The sequence below is a fragment of the Glycomyces sambucus genome (assembly GCF_900102815.1).
Classification (GTDB): domain Bacteria; phylum Actinomycetota; class Actinomycetes; order Mycobacteriales; family Micromonosporaceae; genus Glycomyces; species Glycomyces sambucus.
Genome location: NZ_FNGF01000004.1, coordinates 417010 through 437504, shown reverse-complemented (window position 1 = coordinate 437504; position 20495 = coordinate 417010). Strand labels below are relative to the sequence as shown.

Below are 20495 nucleotides of genomic sequence, written 5' to 3'. Positions count from 1 at the left end.
TCGTCATGACCAAGTGGGCCGGCTGGATCTTCACCGTCCTGGGCGCCTTGCACCTCGTCCTCGGATTCGCGCTGCTCGCGCCCCGCCACGCGGGCGCGTGGGCCGGCGGCGACCTGTGGCTGCCCGAGGGCACCCTCGCCGAGATGTCCCCGGCCTCCGGCGCGTTCTGGATGACCTTCGGCAGCTTCGGCGCCCCGCTCCTGGCCCTCGGCCTCACGGTCCTGTGGCTGGAGCGCCGCGGCATCGTCCCTCCGGCGTTCCTCGCCTGGATCGTCGGCGCCTGGTCGGTCGCCGCGGGCCTGGTCTTCGAGCCCGCGCCGTGGATCGCCGCCACGATCGGCGCCGTCCTCCTCGGCGCCGGGACCCGCAAGGGCTACAAGGCGACCGTGGTGAACTCCGACTCGCAGGGCGGGCCCCACGTGTAGGAGAACCTCAGCGCGTCGAGCTCCAGGTGCGCCGCGAGCGCGGTGTGCGTCCGCAGCTCCTCCGGGTCGGTCTCGACCGGGTGGCGACACAGGCCCAGCGGCCCGCCCTCGTGGTCGCGCATGGCCGCGTGCAGCCGCTCGGTCGACACCGGCGCCTCCTCGGCCAGCAGGTGCTCCATGCGCTCGCAGCGGTGGTACGTCGAGACGCGGCCGGTCTCCAGCCAGCTCTGGTACACGCCCAGCGCTTCGGGGTCGCGGAAGTGGTTGGCGTGCACCAGGGGCGCGTCACCGGTCTGGTAGATCACGCGGGACCCCAGCGGCGAGGTCTCCACCGTCGCCACTCCCGAGGCCGCGCTCCCGACGAAGAAGTTCGCCGAGCACGCCGGGCGCGGGGCCGTCGCGTGGCCCACGGCCTCCGACAGCGACGTGGACTGGAGGATCCGCCACGTGCGCAGGTGGAACGGCACCGAGTCGATCTTCCAGTCGTCGGCGCTGGCCCCGAGTCCGTTGACGCACAGGCCGATCCCGGCCGAGTTGATCCCGATCTTGGTCCCGGCGACGCCGGCCTCGGTGAACCCCACCACGGTCGTCTCGCCGTGCTTCCACTGGAGCAGCGCGCCCTCGACGCCGGTGAACCAGTCCCAGTTCTGCCCGATGTGGGTGCCGCCCGCGGTGAACACCCCGTCGGCGCCGCCGAACGAGGTGCACTCGGACCGGATGCTGTCGACCGTGGGCCGCCCGAACTCGCTCCAGGCCGAGTACAGCAGCTCGTACCGCGCGTTCAACAGCGCGATGTCGAGGAGGTTCTGCCCCGACCCGTCCGCGATCCCGTCCATGATCGCCCGGTACAGCGAGTCCTCCCGGGTGAAGACCCCGAGGTACCGCTGGGACCGCTCCGCGAGCTCCGCCTCCTTCAGACCCGAGGTGAGCATGCGGGACCGGTAGACGGCCACGTTCTGGGCGATCTGCTCGCTGAGCTGCTCGCCGTGCTGCACGCCTTGCCGGTAGGGGCTTCCCTGGAGGTGGATGAGGGGCAGTTGAGTCATGCGTGCCATTGTGACAGAGGCGATATCGCCTCGCCACCGCGAATTTCCCTAGCGGCCCATCAGCGACTGCTCGACCTGCGAGTAGTGGATGGTCCACCACTTCACGAGCCCGGTCTGGCCGGGGAGCAGGTGGTCGCACGCGGAGTTGTGGCGCACGTAGTGCCACTCGATGACCCAGTTGTCGGTCAGGCGGTCCCACCACAGCTGGTGCGTGGCGAGCCCGATCTCCGGCTCCCCGACGTCGAACACACTGCGGTAACCACCGGCGAAGGCCCGGATCCGGTCGCAGTCCAGACCCCGCTCATCGCCGTAGGTGAAGTAGAACACCGCGGCGCGCGCCATCTCCCGGGCGTACGACGACACGGTCAGCCGGTCCCAGTCCAGGATCGCCGAGATCCGGTCGTCGGGCCCGTGCAGCACGTTGTGCGGGTGCAGGTCGCCGTGGGTGTACCCGGTGTACTGCGGCGCCAGGTCCGGCGGCCGCCGGTCTCCGAGCCGCACCAGCAGCCCCCGCTTCAACCGGAGCGTCTGCTCCGCCGTCGCCTCGAACCCGGTCTTGTCGCCCCGGCCCGCCGCGACCAGCTCCAGGAGCCGGTCGACCTTCTGCAATGCGGCCTCGGTCGTCGGCGGGTTCTCCGCCTTCGGCGCCCGGTCCGCGGGGATCGACGCGTGCAGGGTCCGGTGCAGGCGACCGATGACGGCCCCCAGGTCGCGGCACGCCTCGCGGGACATCGACAGACCCGAGCGGTGCCGGCCGCCGACCCACGGGAAGACGCCGAACTCCTCGCCCTCCAGGAAGATGGTGGTGCGCCCGTCGCGGCTGAACACCGGCAGCACGACCGGCACGCCCGACGAGCCCAGCGTCTGGAGGACGTGGAACTGGAACTGCAGCTCGGGGCCGGTGACGTCCCGGAACAGCTTCAGCAGGTACGACCCGGTCGAGGTGTCCACCCGCCAGGACCGGTTCATCAACCCGGTCTGCACCCGCTGCATCTGGAAGATCTGCCCCAGATCCCAATGCGCCAGCGCCGCGTCGGGGAGTCGAGGCGCGGTCACGGTCATGCCCCCAAGCGTAGCCGCCGCCCGCCCCCCGCACCGACCGCGAACCCCCCTTGCGCAACCCCCGGCACCGTCGTGTAAAGTTTCGTCTCGTGCCGGGGCAAGCCGAAAGGCCCAACTGGCAGGCAAAACAAACAAGATATACACTCTCTCTGTGCACGCGCGGGTGGCGGAATGGCAGACGCGCTAGCTTGAGGTGCTAGTGTCCTTTAACGGACGTGGGGGTTCAAGTCCCCCCTCGCGCACAGACAGGAAGGCCCCGGATGCCCCGGGGCCTTCTTTTTGTGGCCGAATCGGGCCGTTGCTTTTGACGCTCGCTGACTGGGAGCCGTTCTTGGAGCCGAGTTGGCTCCCTGATGCTCCTTTATGGTCTCGCGCGTGCTGCTTGGTCGCCTTGTCCTCCCCTCAGCATATGGCGTGTGAGGCCGGCCGGCGAGAAGCACGTTCCTCGCCGGGCCGGGCTTCGGACCAGCCACGGGTCGGCCGGTCATGCGCTCGCTGCTCCGTTCGGGTCCTGCGCTTCGAGCGCGTTTCTCGCCCTCAGGTCCCTTCGAAGGTCCGGCGGGAGTTTCGCCGTCGCGTAGCGGAAGGTGACCGCCGGGACGTCGCCCGCGTGGTCTCGCAGGAAGGCGACCAGGCGGTTCTCGTCCACCTGGCCTATCTCGCGGAGTGCCACGCCCACCGATGTGTGGATCAGCGGTTCCTCATCGCGCAGAAGGAGCTCGGCGAGGCTCAGGGCGTCGTCCAGGTCGCCTCGGCGGATGAGCCAGAACGAGGCCGTGACGGCGGTGCGCCGCTCCCACGTGTCGCTCGAACGCGCGAGTTCGTAGAGCGGGTCGCGGGGCTTGTCCAGCAGGTACCAGCCGACCACCCGCGGGGCGGCGCGGTCCACGAAGTCCCAGCTGTCGATGCGGTCGTGGCGGTCCATGTAGAGCTCGTAGAGCGCTCGACGCTCCTCGTCGGTGATCCGCTTGCGGCGGGCCTTGAAGTCCAGGACGCTGACCGCGCCCAGCCGCGCCTCGTAGACCGGCTCGTCGAGCAGCCTCGCGACCTCGTCCAGGGGCATGTCCGTGAACCGCTTGGCGGTGTCGAAGAGGTGCTTCATCCTGACGCCGAGCACCTCGGCCGTGCCCTTGTAATGCTTGTGGGTCGTCGCCGGGTCCTCGGAGCGGGGGAACGTCCGCAGTGTTTCGAGGAACGCGTTCGCGGTCAGGTCCATCCTCTGCCTCTCCTTCGTGCCGGACGGCCCCGCGCCGGGTGGCGCGGGGCCCTCGCCTACGTCGCGGCGAACAGCGCCGCGATGTTGTCCATGACCTGCTCCTGGCCCGTTCTGGACTGCTCGAGCATCGGGCCGGGCTCGTAGTCGAACTCCTCGACCGTCAGCTCGGTGCCCTCGCCATGCTCCTTGAAGGCGACCACGTGGCGGACCTCCTTCGGGACCCCCGGGGGCATGCCCATCCGGGCGGGGTCGATCTCGGCGCCCGTCTCGTCCGCGAAACGGGAGGTGAACTCGATGCGGTCGTGATCGATGATCCTCGTGTAGGTCCAGGTGTTGAAGAACTCCGGTCCGTCCTTCATGGTCATGCCGACCAGGGTCGTGCCGCCTTCGCGGAAGTCGACCTCCGCCGTGGTGCCGGTGAACCCCTGCGGGCCCCACCAGCGGCGGATCTGGTCGGGATCCCGCCAGGCGTCCCAGACGCGGGCCACCGGGGCGTCGATGCTCCGGGAGACCGCGAAACTCGGGTCGTTCATGCCGCTTCCCCTCCTCGGACTCGGTGGCCGCTCACGTCATAGGAGATGTTCACTTGCTCGTCGGCGCCCGGGTTGGGGCGCCAGCCGCCGCCGAAGACGTCGTCGCCGCTGAAGCGGCCCGTGAAGGTGGCGTCCATCGGGCCGTGCACCACGGTGATGGTCACCTCGTCCCCGTCGATCTTCCAGGTGTAGGGCAGCGACTGCGGCGACATGTTCGAGTAGACCTGGGACGGGTAGGTCCCCGTCGCCGGGTCGTAGCCGACCAGCTCGCAGCTGTCGATCTGCGCCATGCCCGCGAAGTCGATCTGGACGTGCTGCTCCAGGAAGAAGCCGCCCGGCAGCCAGCGGTAGCTCGCCCTGCCCTTGATGTTCACCTCGTCCGAGCCGACGAGGCTGCCCTCCATGACCCAGTCGCCCACGAACCGGTCCAGGACCGCCAGCGCGGGGTCGGGGCCGAGCGGCGTCGTCTGGTTCTCGTTCTCCATGATCACTCCTCGATTCAGGTGTTCTCGCTGATGAGGACCATGCTGGTCGATTCGGGGCCCCGGAAAATCGGCCAGGTGGCCGATATCGCGCGCCGACCCGGCCTAGTGGCAGACTCGGGCCATGGACGGGGTGCCGCTTGAACTGACCGGATTCATCGGACGCGGCGAGGAGCTGCGGGCGATCGGCGCCGCGCTGGGCTCGGCGCGGCTGGTCAGCCTGGTCGGGCCCGGCGGCTGCGGGAAGACCAGGCTGGCGATCCGCGCCGCCCGGGACGCGGACGAGGACGCGTACTGGGCCGACCTCTCCGCGCTCGGCGACCCGGCGGCCGTCGCCGAGGCCGTCGTGGCCGCCTTCGGCGTGCTGCGCGCCGACCGGGACCCGATGGGAGTGCTCGCGAGCCAGCTGGCCGGCCGCCGGATCCTGCTGTGCGTCGACAACTGCGAGCACGTGCTCGAGGCCGCCGCCGACGTCGTCGGCGAACTGCTGCGGTCGTGTCCTCAGTTGACGGTCCTCTGCACCAGCCGCGAGGCGCTGCGGCTGCCAGGCGAGGTGGTGTGGCGGGTACCGCCGATGAACCGGGAGGACTCCGTGCGCCTCTTCGCCGCCCGCGCAGGCGATCTCGGCGGTGCCGCGGAGGATCCGGTCATCGCCACGGCCTGCGCCCGCATGGAGGGGATGCCGCTGGCCGTCGAGCTGGCGGCGGCCTGGTCGGGGGTCTTGTCGCCGCAGGAGATCCTGGACGGCCTCGACGACCGGTTCCGGCTCCTCGTGCGGGGCCCGCACGGCGTCGCCGCCCGGCACCAGACGCTCGCGGCCTCGATGGAGTGGAGCCACGGGCTGCTCGAGGAGTCCGAGCGGCTGCTGCTCCAGCGGCTCTCGGTGTTCCGCGGGGGCTTCGCCGCTTCGGCGGCGCAGGCGCTCTGCGCGGACGAGGAGCCGCTCGGGGTCCTGGAGGGCCTGCGGCGCCTGGTCGAGAAGTCGCTCCTGACGGCCGACACGGGCGGGGCGGTGACGCGGTTCCGGATGCTCGAGACCGTCCGCGAGTTCGCCGAGCAGCGGCTCGTGGAGGCCGGGGCGAGCGAGGCGGTGCGCGACCGCCACCTGGCGGCCTGTCTTTCGCTGGCCCGGTCGCTGCGGCCGCTGATCGACACCGACAAGGACGCCTGGCGGTCCGCCGTCTCGGGCGAGTACGAGAACCTGCACGCGGCGATCGATTGGGGGCTGTCGCGGGACGACCCCTCCGGCGGGCGGAGCCTGGCCGCCGAACTGCCCTGGTTCTGGCACTCCAGCCGCCGGGGGCGGGAAGGACTGGCGTTGCTGCGCAAGGCCCTCGCGCTCGGGGACGGCGAGCGCACGCCGCTCCAGGCCCGGCTGCTCACCGGGCTCGCGCTGGTCGCCGACACCAACGAGCCGACCGCGGGCGCCGGGCCCGCGGCGGAGGCGTTCGCTCTGGCCGAGGAGGTCGGCGAGCCGCGCTCGGCGGCCCTCGCGCTGGCGCTGGCCGCGATCGACCGGTTCTACGACGACCTCGACGCAGCCCGCGACCTGGCCGCCGACGCCCGGGAGCGGGGCGTGCGGCTCGGCGACGGCTTCGTCCGCGACAGCGCCGACGTGCTCACGGGCATCGTCTGCCACATGCGGGACGACCACGGGCAGGCCGCGGCGCTGCTGGAGGCCGGGCTGCGGGGGCTGGTGCCGCGCGGCGACCGGGAGGTCGCCTCGACGGCGTGCGGGCTCCTCGCAATAAGCGTCGCCCACGGCGGTGACCTGCACCGGGCGGTCGAGCTGGCCCGCGAGGCGCTGGCGCTGGCCGAGCCGCTCGGGGACTACCACCGGGTCGGCGCGGCGCGGGTCGCCCTCGCGACGGTGGAGCTGTGGGCCGGGAGGCGTGAGAACGCTTGGGCCGCAGTGACACCGATGATCCGCGTGGTTGAGGGGGTCGAGCCGCCGCCGTTCATGCCGGGGTTCTGCTCCTGCGTCGGCGAGCTGCATCTGGACGCCGGGGACATCGCGCAGGCCGTCGGGTGGTTCGAGCGGGACCTGGTGAACCCGGGCGGCGCCGCTGGGCGCCTGCTGACCCCGCAGTCGAGGCTCGGGCTCGCGCGGGCGCTGGCGCGGTCCGACGGCGCGGCGGCGGCCGAGCACGCCGCGGTGGCGATGCGGGCCGGGCGCGAGCTCGGGATGCCCGGGCTCCTCGCCGACGCCTTCGAGGTGACGGGGCTGCTGGAGACCGATCGGAAGCGGGCGGAGGACGCCCACCACGAGGCGCTCGCGCTGCGCGCCGAGCACGGGCTGCGCTTGGGGTGCGTGCGCAGTCTCGAGCATCTGGCGGGACTGGCCGCGGCCGCGGGCTCCGATGTGGAGTCGGCTCGGATCCTCGGCGCCTGCGACCGGGCCAGGGAGGAGTTCGGCCTCCCCGCGGCGGAGGGCGATTCGACCCCCGAGCGCGAGAAGGGGCGGTCGATGGCGCTGGAGGAGGCCGTGGCGTACGCGCGGCGGGCGCGCGGGAGCCGGGCGCGGCCGTCGAGCGGTTGGGCGAGCCTGACGCCGACGGAGCTGAGCGTGGTCGAACTGGCCGTCACGGGGATGACGAATCCCGAGATCGCGGGGAAGCTGTTCATGAGTCGGGCGACGGTGAAGACGCACCTGTCGCACGCGTACGCGAAGCTGGGCGTCGCGAACCGGACCCAACTCGGGACCGTCGAACGCGGATGAGCTCGACCAGAGGCGGTGCCACTCGATCAGGCCCCAGGTGTTCCCCGCCCACCGCCCGCACGCCTTCGGCACTCAGCGCTGGTGTCCCCGCTGTCGTCGGAACGGTTCCGTCGAGCAGGGATGCGATTTCGTGTCGTGGCCTCCCGCGACCAGTACGTCCAGACCCGGCAGGACCGAGGGTCGGTGAAGTCGCAGGTGGCGGCGGCGAGGGGTGAACGTATCGAGGAGTGGGTCCGGCGTGAAGAGGGCGGCGAGCGCTCGCGATCGTGAGCGCTCGCCGCCGATCGGTCACGGGTTTTCGAAGGCGACCTCGGGCCATGTGGTGCTGGGGCCGTTGAGGATCGGGGAGTCTTCGCAGTCGAGGGCCCGGTCGATGAACGCGAGGACGTAGGCGCGGGTGAGGTCGAGGGCGCGCTCGCCGTCCATCTCCTGGGTGGGGATGGCGAGGTCGTCGGCGAACGGGGCGAGGTCGGTGAAGGTGGAGTGGGTGGTCTGGTCCACGCGGAGCCACCGCTTCCAGTCGCTCATCTGCGGCCATGCCGACAGCCAGCCGTCGGCTTCGCCGGGGACGCCGTTGACTTCGGCGCCCACGAGCAGGAACGGGACGTCGACCGGCGCGTCCTGGGCGTCGTGGAGGGCGCCGTCGAGGTTGAACCCGGCCCCGAAGCGCTCGTCGGTCTGGAGCGCGGTGTGCGCGGCCGAGCCGCCCATCGAATGCCCGCCGACGGCGATCCGGTCGGTGTCGATGCGGGAGCGCCACTCGCTGCCGCGAGCGGTCAGCTCGTCGAGGACGAACGAGAGATCCGCGGCCCGCTGCACGGTCACGTCGAAGCCCGCGGGGCGCATCGGGCAGGCCAGGCAGCCGTTGACGGTGCCGTCGGGCAGCTCCATCGGCGCCTCGAAGTTGTGGCCCACGGCCGCAACCGCGTAGCCGTGGCTGGCGAGATCCTCGGCGAGGCCGGTGAGGGTGGCGCGCGGGAAGCTCCAGCCGGTGGAGAGCACCACCAGCGGCAGCGGGCCGCGCGCCGGCTCGGCGTCGGCGACGGCGTTGGTCCGGACGGTCGCGAAGTAGTCGCCGGGGGCGTCGATGCCGAGCTGGTCGACGAACACCGCCGACTCGGCCGCGGTCATGTACGGCGCGGCCTGGCCCCCCTCGTCGCGGGTCGGGTACCACATGGTGACCATGAGCTGGCGGTCCTGGTCGGGGAACCACAGGTCGGCGCGGTCCTCGTCGACGAGGTGGAGTTCGCTCGATCCCACCTCGTGCGGTCCGGTGGGCTCGGCGAGCGCGAACCCGTCGGCGGCGTCCGCGGCGGAGTCGCCCTGCGCTATCGCCGGTGCGGCGGCGGCCGTGGCGGCGGCGACGGCCAGCGCGGCAGTTCCGAGGAGGAGGCGTCGGTGCGGCATTTTCGGTGTCCAATCGGTGTCGGAGACGCAGGCCCGGCCGGGCCCGCCTCCACTACGTTTCCCGGCAATCCCGTTGCCGCCCTGGGCCGAACGACCGAACCGCATCGGCCATCGGACCGAAGTTCGTCGAATCGAGACGACACCGCGCCACCGCTCCCGCCACGGCAGCGGGTCAGCTTCGCCTGCGCGGCCGCTGAACCGGTGGACGGGCCCCGAGGAGTTCGTCGAAGACAGAGCCGGTACGGGCTCGCCTCGGGACCTACCGGTTCACCGTGGAGGGTGCGGGTGCCTGCTGCTTGCGTTTGCGGATGAGGATGAGGCCGTAGACCAGGAGGGGGAGCCCGACGATGAGCAGCGGGGCGATGGAGGCCGATCCGTCGTCGCCGCCGCCGGCGGGCGGCCCGAACCAGGCGCCGCTGTTGGCGTCGACCAGCGCGTGCAGCACGATGCCGATCCACATGGTGTTCGTCCTGAGTAGGAGCGCGGCGAATCCGACGCCGAACCCGAAGGCGTAGCCGACCTGGATCAGGGGCGGTGCCAGCGACGCCCCGCTGAGGAGGTTGAGGAGGTGGGCGCCGCCGAAATCGCCCCCTTCGCGACCGGCCCGGCGAGGCCCACCGATCGCCACCATCCCAGGGCGAGGATGATCGCCACGACCAGGAGCGCCGAGAGGGTCTCCCCGATCAGCTCGCCGAGGTGCCTGGAGTACACGGTCCCGTCGTCGAGGCCGCGGAAGACCATGCGGCCGACGACCTGGTGGAATCCGAACACGATGACGAGGATGACGAGCGCGGCGAGCACCGGATGGCGTACGACGGCGCTCGCCCGACGCGGTGTGCCGGCGTTCCTGATCGCGTCAGCACGCGATGCCGTCATGCGTTCGCCGAGGCAGTCGGGTGCCATAGCGGCCGATCGTATGGAACGGCCGGGCGCGAACTGCTGGTTTCAGACTCTCCGAGCGCAGATGTCCGGTGGGACTCTCGTCCTGCTGGGAGACGTCTCTGTTGGCGGGTTTCTCGAAGCAGGTCGGGGCGGCAGGCGTGGCCGGGTCTCGGCTTCGCAGGTCGTTGCAGGCTGCGGAGGGGATCTCGCAACCGCGAGCGACCTATGGCAGGCTCATGCCGCATGATCGATGATTTCGCGAAGGACAACCTGCACGGGAGACTGCGGCGGGACCGCGAGGCGCTGCTGTGGAAGCTCGACGGCCTGTCCGAATGCGACACCCGCCGGCCGTTGACGGCGACCGGGACCAACCTCCTCGGCCTGGTCAAACACGTGGCCACCGTCGAGGCCAGGTACTTCGGCGAGGTCTTCGACCGCCCCTCCCCGGAACCGCTGTGCCTGTGGCAGGACTCCGACGGCAGCGACCAGTGGGCGGCCGAGGACGAGACCCGCGATCAGATCATCGCCTTCTACCGGCGCACTTGGGAGCACTCTGACACGACGATCAACGCGCTTCCTCTCGACGCCCCCGGCCACGTGCCGTGGTGGGCGGAGCCCGCTCCCAACACGAACCTGTTCGCCGTCCTGACCCACGTCCTCGGCGAGACCATCCGGCACACCGGCCACGCCGACATCCTGCGTGAGGGCATCGACGGCCGGACCGGCGTACGCCCCGAAAACGAGCAACCGATCGACGAGGAGGCCCGTGCGGCCTACCGCGCGAAGATCGCGCGGGCCGCCAGATCGGCGGAACAGGTCAAGTCATAGGGCTTGTTTCGGTTGGTGCGCAAGACATCTGGTATAGACAATGTGTGGATGAGTTCGCCAGGCAACTGGTGCCCGACGGGCTGTGGGAGATCACCGAGCCGATGATCCCGGCCTCGCCGAATCGCTCCCAGGGTGGTGGCATCCCCAGCGTAAGCGGGCGTGGCTTCCACCATGGGCGGTGTCGTCGGGTGAGTTGGCGTCCGAACACCTGGCTGCTGAGGTCGGTGCCGGTTCCGAAGACCAGGAGGCGCAGGCGGGGGCCGGCGAGGAATTCGGCGACGGTCGGGTCGTTGAGGTATCGCATCGGTCAGCCCTGGATCAGCTCGTAGTGGGTGTCGCGCTTCCATTCGGCGGCGGTCTTCCAGCGGTTGTCGCCGGCGAGGTAGCTCAGAAACGCCCCGATCACCGTCTCGCGGGTCTGGGCCGGTGCGCTGTAGTGCAGGGCCGGGGTGCCGTCGCGGAAGTCGAGGGTGAAGGTCTCGGTCTCGGGAGAGTAGATCGTGGAGATGTAGGTCTGCCAGCGCCCTGAAAGTAGACTTGAGGTGATAGTGCCCTTTAACGGATGTGGGGGTTCAAGCTCCCCGTCGCGCGCATTGGGTTTCATGTTTGAACCCGTAGGTTTGTGAAAACCGTTTTCAGGATCGGCGTTGCTTTTCGAAGCAGCGCCGTTTTTGGTTCTCCGGGACCGTACATGGTCCAGCGGCGGCTCGGCCGCACCCGCCTCCGACCGGGCGGTTCGTATGCCGTGCTGGTCTCGGTCGAGATAGAGGATCTTGAAGCAGATCTGGTTGAGCACCTTGCGGTCTGCGTCGGCTGCCCACCTCATCGCTGACAACCACCGCGTCCACCTCCAGTACACCGGGCAGGAGGACACACCCCCCGCAACCCGGTTGGCGCTCGGCGCCTAACTCGCGTTCGTTGAGTTCACCCGCCTCCGGACCTCTCACGCAAGGAGATCGACGCTCTGTGCATCGGCGCGCTCGAAGGCACTCTCGGACAAGATTCCCGACCGGCGGAGCCGATCTCGTACTCGTTGACAGCGGCCTCAGCTTGAAAGACGTCGCCTGGCCCGCTTGGGTGTTAGGCCCCTGCCGGCACGTCTGCCTATCTTCTGCCCTCGGATCCGAGGACTCCTACCTAGCGGACCCGGCGGCAGCTGCCAAGCAGGGAGGCTTACGGAAACTTATGTTCACTGGTTATGGCAGTACAGGCAGCCTTGCTCAGGGCCTCAACCGAGTCAGTCTTAAGGGGTTGAATCTAGGAAGAATTCGATCGAGGCCCGAACTAATTTCCTTATTTCACGCCTTCTGGTTCTGTTGTGACAGAAGTGAATATAAGGCCCGAACGAGTCGTTGAGGAGACCGGGGGTAAATATGGTTGTCGCCGGATGGCATAGAATCCTGCAATGTGAAGACGGTTCTCTTGGATGCGAACGAGTTGGCTTGTGACTTTCTCTGCACAGGCTTCTTAGTGAGCGATTTGAAAGCCAACTTGGCATCACCGTACTATCTTGGCCGCAAGTCTCTCACCAAGATCTGGTCAAACGGGCTGTTCAACGTTCACGTCGATTTTGAATGGGGCGGTCTGTTCGAAGTTATTCGCGGGTCGGATACCCCTGATGAGACCTCTCTAGTCGAGTATGCAGTCGATTACAACGTGGAATTTGAGGCTGAGTTTCCTGAGTCATTCGAACCCGATCCGGGATGGACAATAGAATTGACAAAGATTTCTCGTGCGGTCAGGGCGGATGGATCCATTCGATTGATAATTCGAATTGCTGTCCTCTTTGGCGGGGAATTCGGATTTTCGGTGGAGCAGCTCTCTTGGCGGCGTGCAGACGGTGATGGGCCAGGATTTCCGGTTTACCGGCCTGAGCTCGACCTCAACCAACTGTCTCTTTTTGCTGCAATGGGCCTCGGCGAAGATTGAGCCTTTGGTTGAGCACGTACAAGCTCCACCGTGCACCAATTTTGCCCAGCTGGGCTCCCAAAGTTGGTGCAGTGTTGGGCGGAGCGATGGAAGGCTTGAAACGGACTCCCTCAAAATCCTTGGCGGCACCAACATCGCCAAGACCACCAGGTCAATCGCAGCCCAACCTGAACGAGCTCTCCCGTTCCTGGCATCAACCACAATTCTGACTATTCGGGAACTTGAATAAGCCCCCACATGAATCCCCACCACGACCGAAAGTTTCCAGCACTCCCATTAACACCGGTGGGCCTTGTCTGTCACATTTCTAAGTTTTTGCAGTCCAACTAAGTCTATTCAATCCGAGTAGCCTCACAAACCCCACACATGAAGTCGCCCTGGATGTAAGTGCCGATCGTTGTCAGGATAGATTTCAGTGGTGACGAGACTTGAGTTGATGTGGCCCAACAAGGACCGCTTCCTTCTCGTCCCCAAGGACGATGAAGGCAAGCCTGTATGGGTCGACCGTAACCATCCCGCCGCAGCCGAGGTGCGGGTCAGCGAGCTCACCACTGCAGTAGGCGGGGTGAAAGACGCAGACCCACACGCGGACAATCTCCTGTTCACTGGCGACTCGCTAGATGTTCTTCGGATCCTGGCCGAGGTCCCCGAGTATCGCCGGGTCTATCGCGGGAAGATCAAGCAGGTCTATATCGATCCGCCATTCAATACCGGTCAGACATTCGATCAATACGACGACTGGCTGGAGCACGCAACCTGGCTCTCGTTCATGCACGAGCGTCTGATCCTAATCCGTGAGTTGTTGTCTGACACTGGATCGGTCTGGGTCCATTTGGATGATGTCGAGCAGCACAGAATGCGCGCACTCCTGGACGAGGTCTTCGGGGCTAGCAACTTTGTCACAACTGTGATCTGGCAGAAAATCCACGCACGCAATAATTCGGCGATGCACTTTTCTGCTGATCACGATTTCATCACCGTTTACGCCAAAGATGCCACCAAGTGGAGGTCAAACAGGGTCGCTCGGACGGAGAAGAGCGATAGCGATTTCTGGAACCCCGATGAGGATTCACGAGGGCCGTGGCGACGTAGCGACATGACAGCCTCGAAGGCATACAAGGACGGCCACTACGAAGTGGTGGGGCCTCACGGGGACGTGTTTAAGCCCCGGCCCGGTCGGCCCTGGGCTACGTCTGAGGAGAATTTCGCGGCACTGGTGGCGGACAACCGGATCTGGTGGGGCAAGAACGGGCGCTCCTTTCCTTTCCGGAAGAGGTTTAAGTCCGAGCTAGGCAACCTTGTTCCGACGACCGTATGGCTTCATGAGGAAGTTGGGAACAACCGCGAAGCAAAGGCCGAGATTGCGAAGCTGTTTGAGCAGGATTCATTCTCGACACCGAAGCCCGAGCGTCTCCTTGAGCGCATCATTCATATTAGTTCGGATCCGGCCGACATCGTTCTTGACTGTTTCGCCGGATCTGGGTCGACGGCCGCAGTTGCGCACAAGATGGGCCGACGGTGGGTCACTGCCGAGGTGTCTCCTGAGACCGTTGAAACGTTCACGCGGCCGCGGCTCGAACTCGTCGTGAAGGGTGAAGACCAGGGTGGCATCACGAAGGCCGTCGGGTGGGAGCGCGGGGGCGGCTTCCGATGCGTCGAAGTTGGACCATCCATGTACATCGACACGCCAGTGGGAGTGTTGCTTTCCGATGCCGCCACGAACGGCACATTTGCAAGAGCCGTTGCTGGTCAATTGGGGTACGAGTTCCAGCCTGACGCTGCGCCTCTTTGCGGATTCCGCGGCAGGATGCGACTGGCGGTGCTCGACGGCACTGTGGGCGAAGAAGAGGTGCGTGCTGTGGTTAGCAAGCTCAACGCGGGGGAGCGCGTTGAGATCGTCGGACGGTCCATTCTTGACGGAGCTGCTGCGACTCTGGTGCAACTCGCCAAGGGCTCGAAGATCACGAAGGCTCCTCGCGATCTCCTTACCAAGTCGGCGCTGCGCCTCCGGCGGCGTGCTTCCCGCGAGGTCGGCGAATGATCGAGTACGACCATAGTCTGATCGAGCAGGTCTCGCACACCCTCGACCTCCGCAAGCCAAATCAGGACGCGCTCGACGCACTGGCCCAGGCCCTACGCACGGCCGAGTTCGGCGCCGAACTGGTCGCAGACCTCGCGACCGGAGTTGGAAAGACCTACATCGCCGGCGCCTTGTTGGACTACCTGTATGCGTCGGGCGTCAGCAATGTGGTGATTGTGACACCCGGATCCACAATCCAGCGAAAGACGGTCGACAACCTCACCCCGGGGCATCGCAAGTATCTTCGCGGGCTGCAGTCGAACCCGCTGGTCGTCACGCTCGACTCACTGGAACGTGGCGAAGTCGGGGCAGCTCTTGAGGATCCCGCGAGGTTCAAGGTTTTCGTCCTCACGGTGCAATCGCTGCTGCGCCCCAACACGAATAGTGCCCGCCGGGCATATCGTGAGCACGAGACGACCGGAGTCGCGTTGTATGACTACTTGCAGGCTGCTGGCGACCTCGTCGTCATCGCCGATGAGCACCATGTCTACTACTCGGGAAACGCGAAGAAGTTCCAGCAGGCGATAGAGCAGATGCACCCGCTCGCTCTCGTGGGACTCACGGCCACCCCTCATGAAGCCACCGAGTCAAAGATTGTCTACCGCTACCCGTTGTCGTCGGCGATCGCCGACGGATACGTAAAGATTCCGGTGCTGGTGTCGCGTCGCGACGGCGTCGCGGACCTGCGCACGCAGATGGCGGACGGCTTGACGCTGCTTGCTGCAAAGGCGACCACCATGCGCGCATACTGCGACATGACACGGCAGGCCTACTCCGAGCCGATTCTCTTCGTGGTGGCTTCAACCATCGACGAGGCGAACGAGATTCGCGACCTACTAGCCGGACCCGACATGCTCAGTGACCCCTCCCAGGTCCTGCTCGTGACGTCCGAGGAGCCCGACAAGACGCTCTCCCTGCTCGACACTTTGGAGAACCCGGACTCTCCCATCCGTGCAGTTGTCAGTGTCGGCATGCTGAAGGAGGGCTGGGATGTGAAGAACGTCTACGTGATCGCCTCCGTGCGTTCTCTCGAGTCGTCACTCCTCACTGAGCAGGTCCTCGGCCGCGGGCTCCGGCTCCCGTTCGGCACCCGCACAGGCAACCCGATGCTCGACACTGTGGAGGTACTCTCCCATCGCTCGTTCACGGCGCTCCTGAAGCAGGCCAGGGTGTTGCTCGAGGAGACCCTTGGCAAGCGCACCGAAGACGTCGTCGTCACGCCGAATCCGGTGCCCGGCATCATCTCGCCGGGCCTGCTGCCGGGCTCGACCGCTACGCTCCCAGTCGACCCCAATGCCGTCGACTCCATTGAGGTTTCGCTCCCTGATGGCTCGGCAGTAAACCTTAAGGACCACAGTCAATACGGCGATTCACCGGCGTCAGGTCGAATACACACGGGGATTGTCTTCGCGACGCCCGAGAGCCGCGCAGATGCGGCGCGGTCCTCCGAGAAGGCAGTAGCCGAGGTTGTCTCTCCGAAGCCACAGCGCGCCCACACGCTGCCGCTCTTTATCCCGCGTGTGACCCGTACGACAAGGCGGGACTCGTTCTCGCTTGCGAACCTCGACCTGACTCAGGTCGAGGCGCTCGGCCGCCAGTTCGCCAACGACGAGGGAGACTCGCTGCGACGCACAGCCCTGAACGCGCAGCGCGACCTTATGGGCGACGCCCACGTAGTCCTGGCCGAGCAGCACGACAAAGTGGCAGCGTCAGCGCAGTTGATCCCGTACCTCTCGATCGAGAATGACCTCGTGGGCCGTCTGCTCCGCACTGACGGAATCGAGGCATCGGTACGTGAGGCCAACGCTGCGCTGAAGGTCGCCCAGGTCTTTCTCGACGGCGCTCGCGTCACCGAGAGCACCCCGTGGCGGATTGAACATGGACGCCTCGCCACGACGCGACTGACGGAGTGGATCAAGCAGCGCCAAGCCGCGACCCGGACGTGGATCGAGACCTCGGTCCTGCTCAACCGTTGGCCCGACCCTCAGGAGCGGATCGAGGTGGTTCCACCGGCGGACCGGCACCTGGTTACCTCGTCGTCCGCGTTCACGCGCGGTTACCCGTACAAGGGCTGGGAGCGATCCTTCTACGACGTGGTGCGCTTCGACGCTTACTCAACGGAGTTCCGCCTGGCAGAACTGTTCGATACCGCCAGCGGAGTGGATTCCTGGCTTCGCGTCGATGGCGATGTGCCGTTGCGCATCGACTACTCCATGGGAGCATTCGGACGGCAGTATGAGCCCGACTTCGTCGTCATTGACGATGAGCGCACCCACTGGATCATCGAGGGTAAACGCGACAGCGAGATCGCCTCCGCCGTCGTGGAAGCCAAGTGCAGCGCAGCGCGCGATTGGCTGCGCGCAGTCAACGAGGACTCCGTGGTATTCGACCACTGGGGCTACCTTCTCGCATCCGAATCGGTGGTCGCCAACTCGTCCTCATGGCTGGCTCTTCGCAGAGGTGCACAGACCTTCGTCTGAGCGGAGTCCTTGCATGTGACCGTTTATGAGCGGTCACAACCAGCCACATGGGGCTGCGTGGTTTTCACTAGTAGTCCAAAGACATTAAGGTCGGCGGGCATTCTAGGCTTTGACCTCGTCTCCTATATCAGTGCAGGTTTCGATAGGCGTGTCCAGGCGTTGGGGCGGTCTCGTCATCGAACTAGGCCCAATGGACGTCCCTTGTTCGCCTGGAGTGCCTATTTGAGCAGGCCCGCGATGACACCGATGGCTGAGACGGCGAGGGCGCAGGTGGCGATCTGTTGGGGTGCGCCGGTGAACCAGCCGCGGGCGGCGGTGGTGAGGGTGTCGAGGCGGGTCAGGGACTTGAAACGCTGCCATTTGTGCTGGCGGACTTGGCGGCAGCCGCCGAGCAGGCCCGAGGAGTTGTTGCGGCAGTACCCTTCGCCGCGGTTCTTCGCTCCGCACCATGTCGGGGCGGCCAGCAGCATCCATACAAAGCTGAGTGCGAAAGCGCCCGAGACCGCGAGTGGACCGACGTCGCGGGCGAAGAGCAGGACTACGGCTCCGGCCAGCAGCAGATAGCCCCAGTAGCGGTACAGGGGTGACTTCTTCTTCCTAGACATGGCAACGGAACGTATCTGATCGACACCTTGATGTGAACCTGAGTGTCCGGAACCCGACGCTGTCCGGTCCTTGGAACCAGACAACAATAACCGCAATACTTGTCCCATGGCTTTGTCCGGTCGCCTTGGCTGATTCGATTGGCGCGCAGGGAAGTTCCTGCATGTATGGCTTGTAATCGGTAGGTCACTATCTCTAGAATCCGTTGGCATGACCGACATCGAAGACCCGGCCAAGGTCCCGCCGCCGGTGCAGGAACTGGGGCGCCAGCTCGAAGCCGAACGCGTCCGGCGCCGCCCGGGAAGGCCAACGGGCTACCGGAAGAACGAGGTCCCGACCAACATCTGCTCGGCGAAGACGCTCGGCCGCTCGGAGTCCGGGTCATACCGGGGCGTCAAGGTCGGTACGGTCCTGGAGCTCCTGCGGTTTTATGAAACCCGCACCAGAAGGTCGACCACATCGCCCGCCTTGCCGAGGCCGCCCGCACCGGTGACTGGTGCTCGATCTACAGCAACGCCGTCAACGACCGCGGATGGTTCCTCCAGCAGTGCGAAGATGCCGCCACCTTCTTGTACTACCACTCGCCACTCGCGATTCCTTCGCTCGTGCACAGCGAGGCGTACTACCGGATGATCCGGGGGACTACGGCCGTTTCCTTCGATGGCGATATCGACTGGGACGACGGTCTGGAGTTCCGGATGGAGCGACGCGAGCGGTGGATCGAGTCCGGACGAGAAGCACTTCTCCTGATTGGCGAGGCGGCCCTGACCATGGATCTCGGACCGGACCGGGACCTGATACTGGCAGACCTGAAGCAGGTCTCCGCGCTGCCGTTCGCAGACGTGCGTATCATGCCGCTCGCGTTGGGGCGCTACGACTTGCAGCCGTGGTCGCTCAACCTCTTCGAGTACGACAGCGAACAGCCGCCGGTGGTCAACGTCGAATCCCCGCGCGGTGGGGGATTCGTGGACGCGAACACTTCGCAGGGTACGTTCTTCACAGGCGCGTTCAAGCTCGCGTCTGCCAAGTCGATCACCGCGGAGGAGTTCTTCAAATGAGCACCACTGGTCCCTGGCGCAAGTCCAGCCGCAGCGGTGGCAACCAAAACAACAGCTGTGTCGAGGTACGGCTGAGCGACGGTGCCCCGCAGGTTTCGCACTCCAAGCTCCCCGAGGACCGTCCGATCGTCACCGTCGGCTCCGCCACCTACACCGGCCTCCTTGCCTGGGTGAAAGACCACGGCTGATGTCCGGTCCGGTCAGGGAGCACCCGCTCAAGGGCGAATTCGACACTGCAGCCGCCCGGTGGGTCCGTCCGGACGCCGCCGACGGCACCCCCGGTGAACTGGAGCTCGGCTTCGCCGAGAACGGCCTGATCGCCATGCGCCGATTCGACGACCCCGCCGGAACGATCCTGATTTACACGCCCGAGGAATGGAAAGCGTTTGTCGGCGGAGTCCGCGACGGGGAGCTCGATCTCGCCGTCCTGGCCGCCGATGTCGAACGCGGCAGCCTCGAATAACGCTAAGCTGCTCTAACTGCCGCTTGGAGACGCGCCGATGGGACACCACGGCGCGTCTTTCTTGTCCGGTCCTTATGTCGGCCCTCGGTGTCCGGTTGCCGCGAGCGGGTCGGACGCGCACGACATAACCAATGCTGGTACCTGCATTTGCGCAGTTCATAAGCTCATTGGCATGAGCAGCAGACACACAGCCGTCGGGTGTCCTGATCCCGGCGCACTCAACCGGGCACCTTTAGCGATCAGTACCGCGATTACACCGTCCGCGCCTCCGGGCCGGTCGCACCGGACTCGTTCCAAGTCCTGACCGGCCCGCGGAGTGACGACGTCGTCCTGGTGGTCTCCGGCCTCAACTCCGGCGACCTGAAAGCCACCTGGGGCGCCTTCTGGCGGGGCCTCAAGCCCCACGCGAAGATATGGCTCCAAGAACAAGCGTTCCGCGTCTTCTACCGCGATGACCTCGCCACGGCACGGGCGGAGTCCGGCAATGGCTGAGCCGACTGCGCCCGAAGGCGACCCGTACAACCTCCGGTCCGACGGCAAGCCTGGCATCGACGGCTACCTCGGCGACTTCCAACGCGGCCCGGTGGTCTTCACGCTCTACCGCCTGGATCGGATCCGGGCCGCTCCCAGAAGATCGTCGATTACCTCCTGGATGTCGACGATGGGGCCGGGCCGCGCGAGTGCTGCCGCTTCACCGACGACCCCGAGGAGGTGCCCGAATGGGCCCCGGCCTGGTCCGGTGACCCGTGGTGCCCCTGGCTCCTCGACCAGTGCGCGGCCCTGATCGCCGCACCCGACACCACCTGACCTTCACCCTTGAAGTTCCGCAGCCGGGCGCCTGAACCACAGACCGGCCGCGGAACCGACCGGGTTGCGGTGGCCGTCTTCGCTTCTCGCGACACCACCGCACCCGAAACGGGGTCGGGCAATCTTTGGTGGAAGACCGCCCGACCCCGCCCCTGCCTCCGTCTATCCCATGGCGCCGTGATCGCGAAGCACTCGTTGGACGCTGCTGACACTGATCCCGAAGCGCGCTGCAAGGTCCTTCTGACGGCTACCACTCCGGTGGCCGTGGACAATCGTCGCGACGTCATCCGAAGTGAGGCGCTCGTACAACTTCCACGGCCGCCCAGGTCCAGGACTCCGATCTCGGCCAGCGCCGCCGGTGGCTGCTGAGAGGTCGGATACAGTCATTGCGGGCCGCGACACGGCCGGATTTGCTGTCGGGGCCGCCAATACGGCGGACAGGCGCGAAACCAGGGCCGTGACCTGCGGGAGCGGG

The 20495-nt window shown here is 66.7% G+C and carries 19 protein-coding genes, 1 tRNA gene and 1 pseudogene; 10 read left to right on the top strand and 11 right to left on the bottom strand.

Annotation, left to right across the window (positions count from 1 at the left end):
* The first annotated feature begins 5 nt into the window (after nucleotides 1-5).
* Entirely contained in the window at nucleotides 6-425 is a 420-nt protein-coding gene (locus tag BLS99_RS14535) for a DUF6463 family protein (protein ID WP_091050900.1), read from the top strand.
* Here the strand turns inward: BLS99_RS14535 and BLS99_RS14530 are convergent.
* Together BLS99_RS14530 and BLS99_RS14525 are read right to left on the bottom strand one after the other, a co-directional pair.
* Nucleotides 374-1471 (bottom strand): C45 family autoproteolytic acyltransferase/hydrolase, encoded by a 1098-nt coding sequence (locus BLS99_RS14530; RefSeq protein WP_176953365.1) that lies wholly within the window; start codon nucleotides 1469-1471, stop codon nucleotides 374-376. The genes BLS99_RS14535 and BLS99_RS14530 overlap by 52 nt on opposite strands.
* A gap of 48 nt (nucleotides 1472-1519) precedes the next feature.
* Nucleotides 1520-2533, bottom strand: a complete 1014-nt coding sequence (locus BLS99_RS14525; RefSeq protein WP_091050893.1) for a phosphotransferase — start codon at nucleotides 2531-2533, stop codon at nucleotides 1520-1522.
* A 157-nt stretch (nucleotides 2534-2690) separates the two neighbouring features.
* Between BLS99_RS14525 and BLS99_RS14520 the strand changes: the two genes are divergently transcribed.
* A tRNA-Leu gene (locus BLS99_RS14520) sits at nucleotides 2691-2775 on the top strand.
* 242 nt (nucleotides 2776-3017) lie between these two features.
* Here BLS99_RS14520 and BLS99_RS14515 read toward each other — a convergent pair.
* Genes BLS99_RS14515 through BLS99_RS14505 form a run of 3 tightly spaced genes read right to left on the bottom strand, consistent with a single transcriptional unit; the run spans nucleotide 3018 to nucleotide 4767 of the window.
* Nucleotides 3018-3749: a DNA alkylation repair protein gene (locus tag BLS99_RS14515; RefSeq protein ID WP_091050890.1), complete on the bottom strand. Its 732-nt coding sequence runs from the start codon at nucleotides 3747-3749 to the stop codon at nucleotides 3018-3020.
* A 56-nt stretch (nucleotides 3750-3805) separates the two neighbouring features.
* Nucleotides 3806-4282: an SRPBCC family protein gene (locus tag BLS99_RS14510; RefSeq protein ID WP_091050885.1), complete on the bottom strand. Its 477-nt coding sequence runs from the start codon at nucleotides 4280-4282 to the stop codon at nucleotides 3806-3808.
* Nucleotides 4279-4767, bottom strand: coding sequence for a DUF1579 family protein (locus BLS99_RS14505; protein ID WP_143034818.1), 489 nt, complete (start codon nucleotides 4765-4767; stop codon nucleotides 4279-4281). Before BLS99_RS14505 ends, BLS99_RS14510 begins: the two co-directional genes overlap by 4 nt.
* A 121-nt stretch (nucleotides 4768-4888) precedes the next feature.
* Here BLS99_RS14505 and BLS99_RS27440 point away from each other — a divergent pair, with 121 nt between their 5' ends.
* On the top strand, nucleotides 4889-7483 hold the full coding sequence (locus BLS99_RS27440; RefSeq protein ID WP_091050878.1) for a helix-turn-helix transcriptional regulator: 2595 nt from the start codon (nucleotides 4889-4891) through the stop codon (nucleotides 7481-7483).
* A 288-nt stretch (nucleotides 7484-7771) separates the two neighbouring features.
* On the opposite strand, the gene BLS99_RS14495 is transcribed toward BLS99_RS27440, so the two are convergent.
* From BLS99_RS14495 to BLS99_RS26270, 4 genes and pseudogenes are all read right to left on the bottom strand, one after another.
* Nucleotides 7772-8890 (bottom strand): alpha/beta hydrolase family protein, encoded by a 1119-nt coding sequence (locus BLS99_RS14495; RefSeq protein ID WP_091050874.1) that lies wholly within the window; start codon nucleotides 8888-8890, stop codon nucleotides 7772-7774.
* 259 nt (nucleotides 8891-9149) lie between these two features.
* Nucleotides 9150-9350, bottom strand: coding sequence for a hypothetical protein (locus BLS99_RS27005; protein WP_091050872.1), 201 nt, complete (start codon nucleotides 9348-9350; stop codon nucleotides 9150-9152).
* Nucleotides 9351-9371: 21 nt separating this feature from the next.
* Nucleotides 9372-9416: pseudogene (locus BLS99_RS27790) on the bottom strand (hypothetical protein); the annotation flags it as partial.
* Nucleotides 9416-9793, bottom strand: a complete 378-nt coding sequence (locus tag BLS99_RS26270) for a hypothetical protein (protein WP_176953337.1) — start codon at nucleotides 9791-9793, stop codon at nucleotides 9416-9418. The pseudogene BLS99_RS27790 and the gene BLS99_RS26270, both read right to left, overlap by 1 nt.
* Nucleotides 9794-10015: 222 nt before the next feature.
* Between BLS99_RS26270 and BLS99_RS14480 the strand changes: the two genes are divergently transcribed.
* Nucleotides 10016-10600 carry a DinB family protein gene (locus BLS99_RS14480; protein ID WP_091050864.1) on the top strand — a complete coding sequence of 195 codons (585 nt, stop codon included), beginning with the start codon at nucleotides 10016-10018 and terminating at the stop codon, nucleotides 10598-10600.
* 307 nt (nucleotides 10601-10907) lie between these two features.
* Here the strand turns inward: BLS99_RS14480 and BLS99_RS25725 are convergent, their stop codons facing one another.
* On the bottom strand, nucleotides 10908-11396 hold the full coding sequence (locus BLS99_RS25725; protein ID WP_143034815.1) for a hypothetical protein: 489 nt from the start codon (nucleotides 11394-11396) through the stop codon (nucleotides 10908-10910).
* Between the two features lie 611 nt (nucleotides 11397-12007).
* On the opposite strand from BLS99_RS25725, the gene BLS99_RS25720 reads away from it, so the two are divergent.
* From BLS99_RS25720 to BLS99_RS14465, 3 genes are all read left to right on the top strand, one after another.
* A complete protein-coding gene (locus BLS99_RS25720) occupies nucleotides 12008-12529 on the top strand; it encodes a hypothetical protein (protein ID WP_143034814.1) in 522 nt (173 codons plus the stop codon).
* A gap of 418 nt (nucleotides 12530-12947) precedes the next feature.
* A complete protein-coding gene (locus BLS99_RS14470; RefSeq protein WP_143034812.1) occupies nucleotides 12948-14570 on the top strand; it encodes a site-specific DNA-methyltransferase in 1623 nt (540 codons plus the stop codon).
* Complete coding sequence (locus tag BLS99_RS14465) at nucleotides 14567-17089, top strand: DEAD/DEAH box helicase (RefSeq protein WP_091050857.1); 2523 nt, start codon at nucleotides 14567-14569, stop codon at nucleotides 17087-17089. Before BLS99_RS14470 ends, BLS99_RS14465 begins: the two co-directional genes overlap by 4 nt.
* Before the next feature lie 218 nt (nucleotides 17090-17307).
* Here the strand turns inward: BLS99_RS14465 and BLS99_RS14460 are convergent, their stop codons facing one another.
* The gene (locus BLS99_RS14460; RefSeq protein ID WP_143034811.1) at nucleotides 17308-17694 is read right to left on the bottom strand and encodes a hypothetical protein; all 387 of its coding nucleotides are present in this window, start codon (nucleotides 17692-17694) and stop codon (nucleotides 17308-17310) included.
* Between the two features lie 456 nt (nucleotides 17695-18150).
* Between BLS99_RS14460 and BLS99_RS25710 the strand changes: the two genes are divergently transcribed.
* The 3 genes from BLS99_RS25710 to BLS99_RS14450 are packed head-to-tail and all read left to right on the top strand — an operon-like array spanning nucleotide 18151 to nucleotide 19213.
* Complete coding sequence (locus BLS99_RS25710) at nucleotides 18151-18750, top strand: Scr1 family TA system antitoxin-like transcriptional regulator (protein WP_342761281.1); 600 nt, start codon at nucleotides 18151-18153, stop codon at nucleotides 18748-18750.
* Nucleotides 18747-18938: a DUF397 domain-containing protein gene (locus BLS99_RS25705; RefSeq protein ID WP_143034809.1), complete on the top strand. Its 192-nt coding sequence runs from the start codon at nucleotides 18747-18749 to the stop codon at nucleotides 18936-18938. Before BLS99_RS25710 ends, BLS99_RS25705 begins: the two co-directional genes overlap by 4 nt.
* Nucleotides 18938-19213, top strand: a complete 276-nt coding sequence (locus BLS99_RS14450; RefSeq protein ID WP_091050849.1) for a DUF397 domain-containing protein — start codon at nucleotides 18938-18940, stop codon at nucleotides 19211-19213. The genes BLS99_RS25705 and BLS99_RS14450 overlap by 1 nt, the downstream gene beginning before the upstream one ends.
* Nucleotides 19214-20495 lie beyond the last annotated feature (1282 nt).